General features: G+C 36.6%; 15 protein-coding genes. 5 read left to right on the top strand and 10 right to left on the bottom strand.

Annotated features, from left to right (window positions below; translation table 11 throughout):
* Positions 1-233: 233 nt before the first annotated feature.
* Entirely contained in the window at positions 234-425 is a 192-nt protein-coding gene (locus tag JFL43_RS08835) for a zinc-finger domain-containing protein (RefSeq protein WP_100796845.1), read from the bottom strand.
* Between the two features lie 192 nt (positions 426-617).
* Between JFL43_RS08835 and JFL43_RS08830 the strand changes: the two genes are divergently transcribed.
* On the top strand, positions 618-1025 hold the full coding sequence (locus JFL43_RS08830) for a ribonuclease HI family protein (RefSeq protein WP_100796844.1): 408 nt from the start codon (positions 618-620) through the stop codon (positions 1023-1025).
* Here JFL43_RS08830 and JFL43_RS08825 read toward each other — a convergent pair.
* From JFL43_RS08825 to JFL43_RS08805, 5 genes are all read right to left on the bottom strand, one after another.
* A complete protein-coding gene (locus tag JFL43_RS08825; protein WP_200748752.1) occupies positions 990-1253 on the bottom strand; it encodes a hypothetical protein in 264 nt (87 codons plus the stop codon). The two genes, JFL43_RS08830 and JFL43_RS08825, sit on opposite strands and share 36 nt — an antisense overlap.
* Before the next feature lie 38 nt (positions 1254-1291).
* The gene (coaW, locus tag JFL43_RS08820; RefSeq protein WP_100796842.1) at positions 1292-2128 is read right to left on the bottom strand and encodes a type II pantothenate kinase; all 837 of its coding nucleotides are present in this window, start codon (positions 2126-2128) and stop codon (positions 1292-1294) included.
* 101 nt (positions 2129-2229) lie between these two features.
* Positions 2230-3798 (bottom strand): amidohydrolase, encoded by a 1569-nt coding sequence (locus JFL43_RS08815; RefSeq protein WP_200748751.1) that lies wholly within the window; start codon positions 3796-3798, stop codon positions 2230-2232.
* A 114-nt stretch (positions 3799-3912) separates the two neighbouring features.
* Entirely contained in the window at positions 3913-4845 is a 933-nt protein-coding gene (locus JFL43_RS08810) for an SH3 domain-containing protein (RefSeq protein WP_200748750.1), read from the bottom strand.
* A 185-nt stretch (positions 4846-5030) separates the two neighbouring features.
* Positions 5031-5315, bottom strand: coding sequence for an SDR family oxidoreductase (locus JFL43_RS08805; protein WP_325166655.1), 285 nt, complete (start codon positions 5313-5315; stop codon positions 5031-5033).
* Between the two features lie 1209 nt (positions 5316-6524).
* Between JFL43_RS08805 and JFL43_RS08800 the strand changes: the two genes are divergently transcribed.
* Positions 6525-7346: a squalene/phytoene synthase family protein gene (locus JFL43_RS08800; RefSeq protein WP_198517904.1), complete on the top strand. Its 822-nt coding sequence runs from the start codon at positions 6525-6527 to the stop codon at positions 7344-7346.
* 448 nt (positions 7347-7794) lie between these two features.
* On the opposite strand, the gene JFL43_RS08795 is transcribed toward JFL43_RS08800, so the two are convergent.
* The 3 genes from JFL43_RS08795 to JFL43_RS08785 all read right to left on the bottom strand — a co-directional run bounded on the left by JFL43_RS08795 (position 7795) and on the right by JFL43_RS08785 (position 10724).
* Positions 7795-8820: a serine hydrolase domain-containing protein gene (locus JFL43_RS08795; RefSeq protein WP_200748747.1), complete on the bottom strand. Its 1026-nt coding sequence runs from the start codon at positions 8818-8820 to the stop codon at positions 7795-7797.
* Positions 8821-8925: 105 nt separating this feature from the next.
* Positions 8926-10257, bottom strand: a complete 1332-nt coding sequence (locus JFL43_RS08790; protein WP_200748745.1) for a D-serine ammonia-lyase — start codon at positions 10255-10257, stop codon at positions 8926-8928.
* A 20-nt stretch (positions 10258-10277) separates the two neighbouring features.
* The gene (locus tag JFL43_RS08785; protein WP_200748744.1) at positions 10278-10724 is read right to left on the bottom strand and encodes a YaiI/YqxD family protein; all 447 of its coding nucleotides are present in this window, start codon (positions 10722-10724) and stop codon (positions 10278-10280) included.
* 196 nt (positions 10725-10920) lie between these two features.
* Between JFL43_RS08785 and gdhA the strand changes: the two genes are divergently transcribed.
* From gdhA to pepF, 3 genes are all read left to right on the top strand, one after another.
* The gene (gdhA, locus tag JFL43_RS08780; RefSeq protein WP_200748742.1) at positions 10921-12294 is read left to right on the top strand and encodes an NADP-specific glutamate dehydrogenase; all 1374 of its coding nucleotides are present in this window, start codon (positions 10921-10923) and stop codon (positions 12292-12294) included.
* Between the two features lie 165 nt (positions 12295-12459).
* Positions 12460-13146: a phosphoribosylaminoimidazolesuccinocarboxamide synthase gene (locus JFL43_RS08775; RefSeq protein WP_200748741.1), complete on the top strand. Its 687-nt coding sequence runs from the start codon at positions 12460-12462 to the stop codon at positions 13144-13146.
* Between the two features lie 142 nt (positions 13147-13288).
* Positions 13289-15106, top strand: coding sequence for an oligoendopeptidase F (gene pepF, locus JFL43_RS08770; protein ID WP_200748740.1), 1818 nt, complete (start codon positions 13289-13291; stop codon positions 15104-15106).
* 177 nt (positions 15107-15283) lie between these two features.
* Here the strand turns inward: pepF and JFL43_RS08765 are convergent, their stop codons facing one another.
* Positions 15284-15955 (bottom strand): TerC family protein, encoded by a 672-nt coding sequence (locus tag JFL43_RS08765; protein ID WP_200748739.1) that lies wholly within the window; start codon positions 15953-15955, stop codon positions 15284-15286.
* Between the last annotated feature and the right edge of the window lie 143 nt (positions 15956-16098).

Raw genomic sequence — 16098 nt, 5'->3', positions numbered from 1 at the left:
TGTTTATTTGTATATTTGTATCCCTGTAAAAAACAGTTGTTTCTTCACAGTGTACAAATACTAACTGTAGTAGTCAATGAATATTTACAAATCTATATAAGAAGATGTTAAAATAGCACGATTATTACAATAATTCAGTAATTGTTATCCAATGTTACTAGCATCGGCCATTTATTTCAACAAAAAAAACACCAAAAGGTAAAAACTCTTGGTGTTTGGAAGATAGAAGTAGGTTATTTAGTATAAACTTTTAGTAGTTCTTCGCCTAAAAAGTGTAGCTGCTCCCCTACTGTACATGATTCAATACAGAAACGATGGGCTCCAGTTTTACCTCGGTCTTTACGAAGTTGATTTTTCACGAAGCAACCTTCACAATAATTTTCCACGATTTCGTCAATTTCCTTTATGACGGTTACTTTGTCCATCAAATCGATTCACCTCAAAATTTCAGTATTTTTTTATTTTACTATTTGGAGAAGACAGTTTCAAATATTTTCTCCTTACAATTGCTTATTAGTTTACGTAGTCTATACTAGTCCTATTCCGACTCTTTCCCTTTTCATTCAACATGTCATAAAATAGACTGTAGAAGTAAATATGATATAGCAGGTGACTTAATGATTGAATTGTATATTGATGCAGCAACTGCAGGGAATCCTGGACCGAGTGCAATCGGTATTTTCATTAAAGGTGAAGGCCAGCTGATTAAAATCGGTGAATCCATTGGAGAAAATGATAACCATACGACCGAATTTATCGCGCTCGTTCAAGGTTTAAAGGAAGCCTTGAAATTATCAACAGGCATTATTTCTGTTCGCTCGGATTCAAAGATTGTCGTTGCGTCTATTGAAAAGGAATATGTCAAAAATGAGGCATATAAGCCTTATTTAGAAGAGGCGCTTGAGCTATCTAGAAAATTCGATTTATTTTTCATCAAATGGATTCCCGATTCAGAAAATCGTGCCGCAGATGCCCTTGCAAGAGAAGCATTACGCACAAATCAAAAAAGGCAAACTCCTAAGTAGAGTTTGCTTTTTTCTCATTTGCGTCACCATATATGCAATGGCTTCAATTGAAACAACAAATGCGGCAAAAAGATATACTGCAACGATACCAAGTAGCCATGAACCAAGAGCAACTCCTACATCAAATAATGTAAAGAAAGTAGCTGTCGCATAACCGGAAGGTCTTGGATCAGTTGATTGAATCGTCATTGATTGGAAGCTTGGTACAAGTGCTTTAACCAAGACCAACTTGGCGCTTCTGTAAACGCCATCAATTTGCATTTTCTTTATTTATTTTGATTTGCAGCTATATTCAATAATGCACCAATTGCTCCACTAAAGCCGTGGTCATTTAAAAAGATTGGTGTTTTCTTTTTCAATTTCGTGTAGTTGGCGATAATCTTTTTTAATGCTTCATTTTCGTTTAAAGTCGTACCAATATAAATAATATGTTCGACCTGATTTTGCTCAGCAAGTTGGATACTTAGCGTCGTAATAACTTCCCCTACTAAACCTTGCACTGTTGCTAGAATATTTTCAGTCGGATGATTTTTCGTTTGGTCGATTCCCATTTTACCAAAGTTACTTGCCGTTAACGTGCCTGAAATCGGTGTATCCATACCTTGGTATATATCTTGCACTAACAAGTCCATCTCCTGTCTCTCACCAGACTGTGCTTGTTTTATAATGTCATTATAATTATAAATACCTGTCGTTAATGCTGCTAAACCGACAAGTGTTCCACCACCAATGCCAGTACCCCCGACACGGCTATGCGTTTCACCATCCATATAATGAATGGAAGTGCCTGTCCCGACATTTGTTATGATGCTTCGGTCAAATTGATGACCCTCTTGCATAAGTTGATAACGAACCCCTTTTAATGTTGCTTCAAATTCAACTATGTAATGGATGGATTTAACCGATTTCAGTAAATCTTTGACTTGCTCGGCTCGTCCACCTGTTATGCCAATCTCTTCAATCTCAGGTTGTTTGCTGATCCATTCCGTCACAGCATGTAAATCATTCGAAGGGAAATGCTCTAACACTAGCTCGCCAAATTCATTTACATAAGCTAATTTCGTTAGAGTTCCCCCAGCGTCTATTCCAATTGCCTTCGTCATACAATTCTCCTTTATGATCGCCCTTTCTAAACTTTACTGCTATGAGCAATTTTGTGCAACGATTTCCTATGAAGTTCTAATTTTTATATCCTTCTACTTATTTATTTGGAAAAAACGACATTACCTGCAACGATAGTTTTAAGTGCCACTGCATCTGGAATTTCATCCTCATTACAAGTAAATAAATCTTTGTCAAAAATCGAAAAATCCGCATCGAAGCCTTGTTGAATCATACCTCTAACAGCTTCCTTACCAATCGCCTTCGCACTGCCTGTTGTATAAAGCGAAATTGCTTCAAAGCGTGTAAGCTTTTCTGATGGTATAAAGCCATCATGTGCGTGCTCTCGTTTTTTCCTAGCAATTGCTGCGTGAATGCCCAGTAATGGATTGACCTCTTCAATCGGAGCATCTGAACCGCCTGCGCATATTAAATCATGTTCTAAAAAGCTTTTAAACGGAAACATCAACTGAGCACGTTGTTGACCAACCTTATCTACAACCCACGGGAAATCCGAAAGAATAAATTGTGGTTGAACATCTAAAATGACGGGTAACTTACGCATGCGTTCAATCAATTCTTTATTCACAACACTACAGTGAATGAGACGATCCTTTTTGCCGTTTGTTAATGGGTTCGCTTCAATTACTGTTAATACTTGAGCAAGCGCGGCATCACCGATAATATGAACTGCAACAGCTTCGTCATAGTGTCTGGCCATTTTCACAAGCTGATTTAATTGCTCAGCTGTATGTATAAATAATCCCTTATTACCTGGCTGATCAGAGTACGGTTCAAGTAATGCCGCTGTAGCGCCACCAAGTGCCCCGTCTGAGAATATTTTCATCGCACCGGGTTCAATGTAAGGCTCAGCGTATTTGGTATTTGTCGTCATCATTTCTTTAAACATAAGATGATGCCTTAATAAATGTGCCCTAAAATTTTTCTTTTTACCAATTACTTCAACAAAAGCTTTTAGTGGATTCGAAAAATGCCCATAGTAGCTCATATCTTCTGTATGTCCGCCTGTTAAACCGAGTGACAGCATATGATTGACTGCAAGTTCTAGTGCGTCTGACAATGAATATTCTTGATTAGAAGGTATTTGATCTAAAACTTTATAAAGTGCTTGGTCATATAATAAACCAGTTAACTGACCATTTTTGTCACGGCCGATTTCACCACCAGATGGATTTTGCGTTTCTTTTGTAATACTACCTGCAAGCATGGCGGAAGTGTTCGCAAGTAGGACATGGCGGCATACACGTTTTAACACAATCGGTGCATGGCGGATATCATCCAATTCCTGTGCAGTCGGTATGCGTTGGTCAGTGAATTGAAATTCATTCCACCCCTCAGCAATTAACCATTCATCCTCAGAACGATTAGCCGCAGCAAGTTTAATTACTGCTAACATCTCATCTGCAGATTTTACTGTCGTCAGATCTAATCGTAAAAGTTTCTCTCCGTGCCCAATCATATGTAAATGACTATCTACAAATCCGGGATACATTACCGCTCCCTGCAAATCGATTATTTCAGTCGCTAGTGATTTGAGCTCCTTATATGCTCCTATCTTTTTAATCTTACCATCCTCGACAAGAACTGCTTCCACTGTTTCCCCATCTTGCTGCATCGTGTAAATTTTGCCACCAAACCATAATTGACTCACTTTACCACCCCTTCTTTATTTTAAATATTTCCCAAATATCCCTATTATATCATTTGAATTAAAAAAAGCGCATGGATGAAGGTATTCTTCCATGCGCCTTAAATTGTTATGATTCTAATAGAATTCGATTAATTCATATAGGATCTTTTTTGATTTTTTATCTTTTGATAAAATATGGCCTCTATTCGGTGCATAGTAATTGATGAGACCATTCCCCATATCAATTTCGACGACATTTTTAAATGTGCCCGCCTTAACCGTCATAATTTTGTCAATCGCCAAAACGGTTGCAGTAGATTGCATTGTTTTGAATTTCTTTCCTACTGTTAACGGATATTGAATAATCGGTGACTCTTCACTACCAATTAATAATTCTTTTTTAGATTCAATAGAATAACCAATATGCTTGGTCGTACCATAAGTACGATCAAATAATGTGATATCCCATTCACCCCCGCCTTTACTTTGCCAGAATGAATATGCTTTTGAGGTTGCGTCACGATAAACATACATATAGTTTGAAGCCATATTCAAGCTATATTGATAGTTAAGCTGTTTTACAGGTTTGGTAGCATTAGTCGACAAATAAGAAGATTTTACATAAGCTGGATATGATTGATATACAATTTTAGACCAACCATTTGTAGTCGATAAAACTTGTACTGTTTCGTTCTTTTTTAACATACCTAGCATTTTACTAGCTGGAGATGCTGAAGCCCTTACGTTTAATAGATCTACATTGACGTACATTTTTTTACTGCTCGTAGAGTCATTCGTATATGTAATATATACGGCCGAAATATATGCAAGCTTCCCTTTAAATTTTATATTAGCCCAGCCATTTTCAATTTTTAATACACTTACTGTTGAATCTTTTTTAAGTTGCCCTAATAATGTAGATGAAGTAGTGGCTTTGGCGCGAACATTTAGATTATCTACATTGACAATAGCTGTTTTTACTGCTGCATCAACCTTATTCATTGGAATAATTACACTTACAAACAAGGATAAGACTATTACAAGTAATATCATTTTATTAGTTCTCATTACACATATCCTTTCCATTTAATGAACATAACTTAAAACAAATGATATAAGTTGTATAGAGAGAAGATGGAACCAGATACTACCCTTTATCAACACCACCTATAACCCCACTATTTGAATTTAACTAACAATCCATTCACTATTTATGCATCAGCTGGTTGGCCAAGACGAGAAAGTGGTGTTGCTTAAACTATAGCTTCTACGTATACAGCCCAATCTTTTAAAACAGCAGTCATTAGTGTTTCGATAATGCCTGGGAATAAAGCGTGCACGTGCACGTCAAATTTACCAAATGCAGTTGCAGCTGCTTTAGAAATTGCAGATACAGAACCTTTAGATGCAGAGTATGTATTTAAGCCCATACTGATTTGTGCAGTGAATGAAGCAATGTTAACGATTGAACCATTACCATTTTCTTCTATTACTGCAGAAACGTGTTTCATACCTAAGAAAAGTCCGAATGCGTTAATGACCCGTCTTCAACTGTAATAGTATCTATTGTTTTTCTGATGAGATTCCAGCGTTATTAATATGGATATCAATTGAACTGAATTTTTCATTGCTATTAGAAATCATTTGTTGATTTGAAATAAAATCCGATAAAAACAGTTAGCTTATTGAGTGTTTGAATAATAATGTTATTTAAAATGTAAGCCGATACTGATGATGGTGAAAAATATTTAATGTTAAAAGGTTTATATAAACTATATTACTGGATGATGGCACTGCTTATTTTACTAAGTTTTGGATTAATGTTTTATTCTATTCTTACAGAGCAATCGCAGATAATTTCTATTATTGGAATTGGTTGTATTTTATTATTTATGCAAACGTTTTATGCGTTAAGTTTAAAACCTAAAAAAGCAATTCTTTAATCCAGCACAATCACCTCTATAGCTCTTAGAAGCAGTAGTTGTTTGGATAGGATATACAAAATCGGGCATTTCTTAAAGATTCGGATACCTAAATTATCAATCTATATTCTAAAACCAAAAGCTATTACAGAATGAAAGAGCATGTTTTAATCAAGCTTTGTTTAAAAACATGCTCTTTGTACGCTTTAATAGACAAGAGGATTAATCTTTTTTCTTATCAAAAAAACACCATTTATCTCCATTTACCTTCATCCATAGTTTAATTTCATACCGAAAATATTTTTACCCTTATCGATTGCAACTTCATTAATATCAGCAGCGATACCAATTGCACCTTCTCGAGCGAAGTTCTACCATTTTTTCTCCGATACCTGATGCACCTCCTGCTACGATTGCTACTTTGTTATCTAGTCTAACCATTTAAGTTACTATTTTCTAGTTGATTATAGCGGAGGGTGCTCGACTCCTGCAGGAAATGAAAGCGAACCGAGACACTGCACGGAGCGAAGGAAGCAGCTCGGTGCCTGCCCGCGGAAAGCGAGCATCCCGTAGCGGAAATCAACCTACCACTTTAATAGTAATGGTTAAAATTGCGTAATCAACACGCCTGACTATTTTTAAAGAAAATATTTAGATATCTAAAAATCTATGTATGCCGATAATATTTAGATATCTAAATATCATCATGATTTACTAACCATTATAAAAAATCTGCTTCGACTTCCATAGATTTAGTTGTATCTTTTTCGACATTTGATATACGATAGTATTGAACGTTTTTTTGATTGAACGGAGGAAGACAAATTGACAGAACAAAAAGCACTCTATAAAGAAGCGATGAACGTTTTAAAAGCAACAAGTCGCACATTTTTTATTCCCATTACATTTTTGCAAAAAGAAATGAAAACAACTGTTGCAACGGCATATTTATGCATGCGCGCCATCGATGAAATTGAAGACCATGAAGATTTAGATAGCGCCGTAAAAAGCGACCTTCTACGTCAAGTAAGTGCCATGTTACTAAAACCATTTGATAACGAAGCTTACTTATCATTAGTCAAACCATATGAAAACATACTACCTGAAGTAACCATTCGACTTGGTGATTGGCTAACTCTTTGTCCTGAAGGCATTCGTAAAACAATTGCTGCATCAACAAGTGAAATGGCTGAAGGAATGGCTAAATGGACAGATAAAAATTGGGTTGTTAAAACTAGAGAAGATTTAGATGACTACACATACTATGTAGCAGGTCTTGTAGGGACAATGCTATCAGATATTTGGCGCTGGGGAGCTGGCATTGAAACAGACCGTGAACTAGCAATCGGCTACGGACGAGGTTTACAAGCCGTTAACATTCTACGTAATCAAGATGAAGACGATAAACGCGGAGTGAGCTTCATGCCAGAAGGTTGGACACGCGATGATTTATTCAAATACGCTGAGGAAAACCTAGCAAAAGGTGATTTGTACAATAAAAGCATAAAAAAACGCAGCATCTTAATGTTCTGTAAAATCCCTTTAGCTCTTGCACACAAAACACTTCAAGCAATGCGTAACGGTCATGAGAAAATGTCACGTCAAGAAGTTGAACAAACTGTTGAGGAAGTAACGCAGGCCGATTAGCAAACAAGAAAACGTCCATTTAAGTCGTAAACTAACTTTAATGGACGCTTTTTATTCTATATCATTTGAAAAATAGTACTGCTCATTCTACTCTTCACTCAATTTTCCCAAGAAATATGTTACTGATAATTCCTAACAAAAAAGAAAATTATCATTTCTCATCCTCTTTTTTACCCCTTATCCAAAGTAGACTAGATGCTATCAAGCATACTAATGCAAATATTATCTTACTAAGCAAAACTGATTCACCATTAAAATAGCTAATAATTGAGGAACAGCAAAAATACTTGCTGATAATTTATCTGATCGTTTAAATCCCGCAGCAAATTCGTCATTCTTCAAAAGATTCACCTCATTCAAAATACCATCGATATTTATTTCAATAAATTCTATATAATATCTTCTAATAAAAGTATATTTGTTGGAGATTTTGTCTAGCTCTTATATTTCAGTAACTAGAAAGCACTTCCTCAATCCCTGAAATCATATCATAAGCTCCTTCAGAGGTGTTGACGCAGACAACGATTTTGCGATTTTGCTTAGGGTAAAATGCAGCATGAAAATTGACACCTGGATCATAACCCATTAACAAATACTTAGAAATTTCTTCACCATTTGTTTCAATCCAAATTCCGTAGCCATAGGATAATCCATCCTCTTCATGGGCATATGGTGTTAACATTTGAGTTGTTATGTTCTGAGACAAAAGAGTAAAGTTTGTCAACGCTTCCCATAGCTTCATCATATCTGTTGCCGTTACATAAGCTCCACCGTCTGAGCCTCCCTTTACAGGTAGAGAGTAAATATTCGTTTTCCATGAACCGTCTGCGTGATCGATATACCCAACCGCTGTTTTTGCAGGCAATGCATCCATCTCGAAATAACCTGAATCTTGCATACTAGCACGTTGGAAAATATTCTTTTCAACATATTCACTGAAACTTATACCACTCATCTGTTCAATAATCAGCCCTAACAAAATGTAGCCGGAATTATTGTATTGGAATTTTGCACCTGCAGGATATTTCATTTGCTCTTGTTGAAACAATGGTAAGAAATCTTGTAATCTTCTTATATGATACATAGGTGTCTTAATCCATAGTTCTTCAAAATCATCCATCACTTCTTCATCAAAATAATCCGGAACACCAGAAGTATGCGAAAGCAAATGGTGGACTGTTATATTTTCATCAAAATATGGGAATTCAACTGCTAAACAATCTTTTAATTTCGATTCAAAAGAGAGTTCTCCTTTTTCGACAAGCTGGCAAATAGCGATAGCTGTGAAAATTTTGCAGCCTGAGGCGATACCGTATTTTGTATTTGCTTCATTTTCGATTTTTTCACTTCGATTAGCATATCCGTAGCTTAAACTAGCTAGTTCATCTGTTCCCTGCTTCGCAAATATGGTACCTGAAAAAGGAATAGCTTGTTGAACAGATTGTATCTTCTTTAACAGTTTTTCTTGTTTCATATGTAATCCTCCTGTGTAGGAGATTTCTATCTATTCTAACCTCCTTTTAATATTTTACCATAAAAAGGGATAACTGAAATGAAATAATTGAAAATTCCACTTATTTTAGTATTTTCCATTCAAATACTGCTCCTGTAATTCATCCGGCACCATATTACCACCCGTTGCCCACACAATATGTGTTGCACTTGCCATTTTCATATTAAGCCCCTGCTTCGCTAAAAATGCTTGCCCTTCTTTTTCTAATATAACCGGCCCTTTCATACCAGCTAATGCAGAAGGCTCTAAGAAAATATCCTCGCGAACTTTCAGCTCTCGAAGTAATGTCAACATTTCATCATCTGTAATGGTATAACAACCGGCAAGAAGTGGCTCCATTATCCGACCTACAAAACCTGAAGCTCTCCCCACTGCTAGACCATCTGCTTCTGTTTTTTGTTCAATACCTAAGTCCTCCACGGCAATACCATCATGTAATCCAGTCATCATACCAATCATCATACAAGGGGCATTCGTAGGCTCTGCAAAAAAGCTATAGACATGCTCGCCAAATTCCGATTTCAAACCATATGCGACACCACCAGGGCCGCCGCCAACACCACATGGTAAATAAACAAATAGAGGGTGCTCTGCATCGACTATAATGTTCATTGCATTTAACTGGGATTTCAATCTTGAAGCAGCTACGGCATAACCCAAAAACAAGTCCTTGGAATTTTCATCGTCGATAAAATAGCACATCGGATCACTTTCCGCTTGCTCCCTGCCCTTTTCAACCGCTAAGCTATAATCCGTTTCATATTCCACGACTGAGACACCTTTTTCTCTCAGTAATGCCTTTTTCCACTCTTTTGCATCAGCCGACATATGTACAGTTACTTGGAAGCCAAGCTTTGCGCTCATAATACCAATACTCAAGCCTAAATTCCCTGTCGATCCAACAGCAATAGAATATTTTGAAAAAAATGCGCGAACTTTTTCAGAAGCAAACAATTCGTACGGCTCTTCTATAGAAAGAAGGCCCGCTTCTAGCGCTAGTTTTTCCGCATGTTTTAGCACTTCGTAAATACCTCCACGTGCTTTAATGGAGCCTGAAATTGGTAGTGCATTGTCACATTTCAATAGTAGCTTTCCTTCGATAGCGACATCATAACGGGACTTTAAAACGCTCTTCATCTCATTTATTACCATAATTTCCGATTCAATAATCCCCTTTGACAAAGCTGTCTCAGGGAAAGCATTCGCTATAAACGGGGCAAAACGTTGAAGCCTTCCTGCTGCATCATCAATAGCAATTTGGTTTATGCTTTCGTCAGCATGATTAATCCCTGCTTGTACGTTAAACTTCCCGTTTACCCAAAGTATTTCTTGGAGTGTCATAACTTTCTCCAAGTCTGGAAAATCGTTAACTAAACTACCTAATTTCACATTAAGCATTTATACTTCCTCCAAGTTCACTATTTTGTCAAAATCTCTTTGCATAAACGGCGAAAAGCATTAGTAAATTCTAAATTCGCCTCTTTGGAACGTTTTTTCGGTCCCTTCGTACGGCCTCCAGCCTGGCGGATTTTTTGCCCGAGATGGCGTGTATAAAGTAATTGTTCGATATTTTCCGACGTGTAATTTCTTCCATTTTGATCAATGGCATACCCTGATTTTGCTAAAACCATAGCTGCTAAACCGTAATCCTGGGTAACGACTATATCGCCTTTTTGTAAGCGGTTAACTAGTACAAAATCCACGGCATCGCTCCCCTTCGATACGATGACCGTGTCAGCTCCTTCACGCTCAATTTGATGGGCAGTATCACAAAAAATTGTTACTTTTAACTGAAATTCCTTCGCTATCTTTATTGTTAAATCAACAACGGGGCAACCATCAGCATCTATTAAAATATGGCTCACTTATCATTACCTCTTTTACATTTTATTTAAAGAACATTAACATTTGTAAGATATTTCTTAATTGTCTCTTTTGATACCACTTCATGTATAATTATTACTTGTTTCTGTATATTTATAAAATGATAATATTGAATTATTAGAAAAATAACGCTAATATATTGGAATAGGTCTTAAAAGATTACTGGGGGGTATTCAAATGGTCACAATTACGACAGAGTCACAGCAAATCGCAACACAATATATCGATGATGTGTTTAGCAAATTAAAAGCACATCACTCACATGAACCTGAGTTTTTACAAGCTGTTAAAGAGATTATCTATTCTTTAACTCCTGTTTTTGCTAAGCGTCCTGAGTATATGCAGGCTAGCCTTTTAGAACGTATCGTTGAACCAGAGCGCGTTGTTAAATTCCGTGTTTCATGGGTTGATGAAAGCGGTAAAGTACAAGTTAACCGTGGTTACCGTGTACAATACAGCAGTGCAATTGGACCTTACAAAGGCGGACTTCGTTTCCATCCATCGGTAAATGAAAGTATTATTAAATTCCTAGGTTTTGAACAAATTTTCAAAAACTCGTTAACTGGCCAACCTATTGGGGGTGCAAAAGGTGGTTCGGATTTCGATCCTAAAGGTAAATCTGATGCTGAAATTATGCGTTTCTGTCAAGCTTTCATGACAGAATTACATAAATATATCGGTCCTGATGTCGATGTTCCTGCTGGTGACATCGGTGTAGGAGCTCGTGAAATCGGCTTCCTATTCGGTCAATACAACCGTATTCGCGGCGCTTATGAAGCAGGCGTTATTACAGGTAAATTGCCGCGCTTTGGTGGTAGTTTAGCACGTAAAGAAGCTACTGGCTATGGTACTGTTTACTTCGTACAAGAAATGTTAAAAGAAATTGATATGACTTTCCAAGATACCAATGTTATCGTTTCTGGTTCTGGTAACGTTTCAGTTTATGCTATTGAAAAAGCACAGCAATTAGGTGCGAAAGTGGTGGCATGTAGCGATTCTAACGGCTATATCTTTGATCCAACTGGTATTAACTTGGATACTGTTAAACAAATTAAAGAAGTTGAGCATGGTCGCATTAAAGAATATGTTGAGCGTCATCCTGGTGCAACTTATACAGACGGCTGTTCAGGTATTTGGTCTATTCCGTGTGACATAGCACTACCTTGTGCTACTCAAAATGAAATTGATGAAGAATCAGCTAAAGTACTTGTTGCAAATGGTGTGAAAGTGATCGGTGAAGGTGCTAACATGCCTTCAACACTGCAAGCAATCAAAGTGTATTTTGACAATAATATTTTATTTGCCCCTGCTAAAGCAGCTAATGCTGGTGGTGTAGCTGTTTCTGCTCTTGAAATGTCTCAAAACAGCATGCGTCACTTCTGGTCATTTGAAGAAGTTGATGAGAAATTACATGAAATTATGAAATCAATTTATAAAAACAGTGTAGATGCTGCAAAAGAATTCGGCTATGAAGGCAATTTACTAATTGGCGCCAATATCGCCGGTTTCTTAAAAGTAGCAGATGCAATGGTTGCTCAAGGTGTTATTTAAGTGTAACATTTCTATCATATAAGCTTCAAAGCAGTAAATCCAAATGGGTTTACTGCTTTTTCGATGATTATTCGTCTTTTTTACATTGTTTTCCCTTTATTATGAAAAAAACTTTCATTTATGATTTAATTACTTTACAATAACATTGAAACGGAGGCTAAATGTATGGAACTTAAATATCAAGGAAAAACAAAAGATGTATATCAACTAGAGGTTGGCACTTTATTATTAAAATTTAAAGATGATGTTACAGGTGAAAATGGTGTATTTGATCCTGGTGCTAATACTGTAGGCTTAACAATTGATGGCGCAGGGCGTGCAGGTTTAAGTCTTACTACATTCTTCTACAAAAAGTTAAATGCAATTGATGTCCCTACTCATTTTATTTCTTCCGATATCGAAAATGCTACTATGACAGTAAAACCAGCAACTGTATTTGGTAAAGGTCTTGAAGTTATTTGCCGATTCCGTGCTGTAGGTAGCTTTTTACGCCGCTACGGTGCTTATATAGAAGAAGGTCAAACACTAGATTCTTTCGTTGAAGTTACGATTAAGGATGATGATCGTCTAGATCCACCAATCTCAGCCGATGCATTAGCTGAGCTTAATCTTCTAACTCTTGAAGAATATGCAATTTTGAAACAACGTACAGTAGAAATTTCAAACTTTGTCAAAGCTGAACTAGCTAAAAAAGGTTTGGAACTTTATGATATTAAGTTAGAATTTGGTCGCGATGCAGAAACTGGTGAAATTTTATTAATCGATGAAATTTCTGGCGGTAATATGCGCGCTTATAAAGGTTCAGAATATATTGAGCCATTACAACTAGAAAAAATAATGCTTGCAAAATAAGCATTACCTAGAGCTAGCCATATCATTTGGCTAGCTTTTTTGATGGAACAATACTATATCTTATAAATTATTTTACTTTACTAAATATTTGAAATATAATAGAGTTAATTCGAGATTCGTAATATTAAGGGAGAGATTTAATATGAAAAAGAGTTTTCCACCACGTATTGAAATACCAGTAGAACAAACTTGGGATTTATCCCCTCTTATTGCTTCAGATGAAGCTTTTTTCGCAGGCATTGCTGAAGTTGAACAAGACGCCCTTGCATTCAATCAAAAATACGCTGGCAACATTACGGATGCTGAAGCTGTCGTACAAGTATTGACGGACTATGAACAACTATACGTGAAGTTTGTTCCTTATAGTGCATATGCTAGCCTTTCTTTTGAAGTGGATAAAACGAATGATGAAGCTCAAATGCGTGCAAGTAAATTTGGTTCGGTCGCTTCTAAAGTTGGCAGTCAATTATCATTTGTAGATAGTGATATTTCTGCGCTTTCTACTGAAATTTTAGAAGAAGCTACTGCTATTGCTCCGCAATTTAAAAACTATATTCATCAAATAATCAAGAAAAAGGCATATCAGTTACACCCTGAAGTTGAAAAAACATTAGCAGCACTTAGCTCCTCTTTTGATGCGCCTTATGAGCTATATAATACGACAAAACTTGTGGACATGAAATTTGACAACTTTACTGCAAATGGAGAATCGTTCCCTTTAAATTACAGTTTATTCGAAGGTGACTGGGAATTGGAAACTGATGTTAACATTCGTCGTGCAGCATTTGAAGCTTTTTCAAATAAACTTCGTGAATATCAACATACAACTGCTAAAACATATAACACACATGTGACGACTGAAAAAACACTGTCTGATTTACGGGGCTATGAATCTGTTACAGATTACTTACTATTTGATCAAGAGGTCGACCGTACATTATATAACCGACAAATCGATTTAATTACTACAGAATTAGCACCACATATGCGACGCTATGCTAAGCTGTTACAAAAAGTGCATAATTTAGATAAAATGACGTTTGCTGATTTAAAAATCTCCTTAGACCCTGAATTTGAACCTATGATAACGGTAGAAGAATCCAAGAATTATATTGAAAAAGCACTTAGCGTTATGGGCGAAGATTATATGGAAATGATTGAAAAATCATATAGTGAGCGCTGGATTGATTTTGCACAAAATGAAGGGAAATCGACAGGCGCCTTCTGTTCAAGCCCTTATGGATATCATCCATATATTTTGATTTCATGGACGAGTCGCATGAATGAGGTCTTTGTTTTAGCCCATGAACTGGGTCATGCAGGACATTTTGTAAATGCGCATAAGAAACAATCACTTTTTAACAGTCGCCCTTCCACGTATTTCATTGAGGCTCCTTCTACAATGAATGAAATGCTAATGGCAAATTACTTATTAGAAACGGCGACAGATGCTCGCTTTAAACGTTGGGTCATCTCATCAATTATTTCCCGCACGTATTACCATAATTTTGTCACTCATTTGTTAGAAGCGGCATATCAACGAAAAGTGTATGATAAAATCGATGCTGGTGAGAGCGTAAATGCCAACGTATTAAATCGTATAAAACGTGATGTACTAGAAGATTTCTGGGGTGACGCAGTGGAAATTACGGAAGGTGCAGAACTTACTTGGATGCGCCAACCTCACTATTATATGGGCTTATATCCTTACACATATAGCGCTGGGCTAACAATTTCTACACAAGTGTCACATCGCATTTTAAATGAAGGTCAACCCGCTGTTGATAACTGGTTAGAAGTATTACAAGCAGGTGGCACTAAAACGCCTGTAGAGCTTGCCGGGATGGCCGGAGTCGATATTACGACAGATCAACCTCTTCTTGATACAATTTCCTTTATTGGTGATCTAATAGAGCAATTAGAAGCACTAACAGCTGAGATCGAAACAAGCGTTAAATAAATTAATAGTCAAAAGCATTTGTACATCACATAATACAATTGTAAGAGGGATTAGGCCAATCTAAACAGCCTTATCTCTCTTTTTTTACAACAAAGGAAACAGGACATCAAAATTCAATAGAGTGGTACTCTTTTCACACAGAAAAAACGGTCTGCAATTGCGACCGTCTTTCCATATTTATCTTATATATCGTGGTTGACGAAGTTTTACCCCTACTCCTAAGATGACGAGTAGAATCATACTAACACTCGGGATGACATACGCCATTTGAGGGAATGTTTGTTCAACAAATTGATCACCGTATTTGTCTGCTACAACCATATGACCAGCTGTGTAGGCAATCATTAAAGCACCAATCCAAATAAGAATCGGAAACTTCTCCATTAATCTAATGATCAATTGACTACCAAACACAATTAATGGAATACTTACTGCAAGTCCAAGAATAACTAGTCCAAGATGACCATCTGCTACACCTGCTACCGCAAGTACATTATCTAAACTCATAACGAAATCTGCGACAATGATCGTACGGATAGCTGTAAATAATGAGCTACCACCTTTCAAATCAGGGTCTTCTCCCTCAGATTTTATTAAATCCAATGCGATATAAAATAATAATAAACCACCGACCAATTTAACTAATGGAATTTGTAATAACCATACGGCGATGAATGTAAGTAATACACGCAAAATAATGGCTCCTGCTGTACCGATAAAAATGGCTTTTTTGCGTTGTGCTTTTGGCAGGTTACGACAAGCGAGCGCGATGACTACGGCATTATCACCACTTAAAATAATGTCTAGCAATATAATGGATAAGATTTTTGTTAGGAAAGCTGCATCCATTGTTTCGCCTTCTTTCTTTAAAGATATCTTTACAATTCTACTCTTTTCCCCAAAAATGAAAAGTAAAAACTATAGGACAGACTTCATCATATGAAAAAAATATATTCTTTATGTTCAATTAAAATGACAAAGCGAGCAAAGTA

Source organism: Viridibacillus soli (assembly GCF_016612995.1).
In the GTDB taxonomy this organism is placed as follows: Bacteria; Bacillota; Bacilli; order Bacillales_A; family Planococcaceae; genus Viridibacillus; species Viridibacillus soli.
The sequence above is the reverse complement of the archived record's forward strand: the minus strand, read 5'-3'. Positions and strand labels throughout refer to the sequence as shown.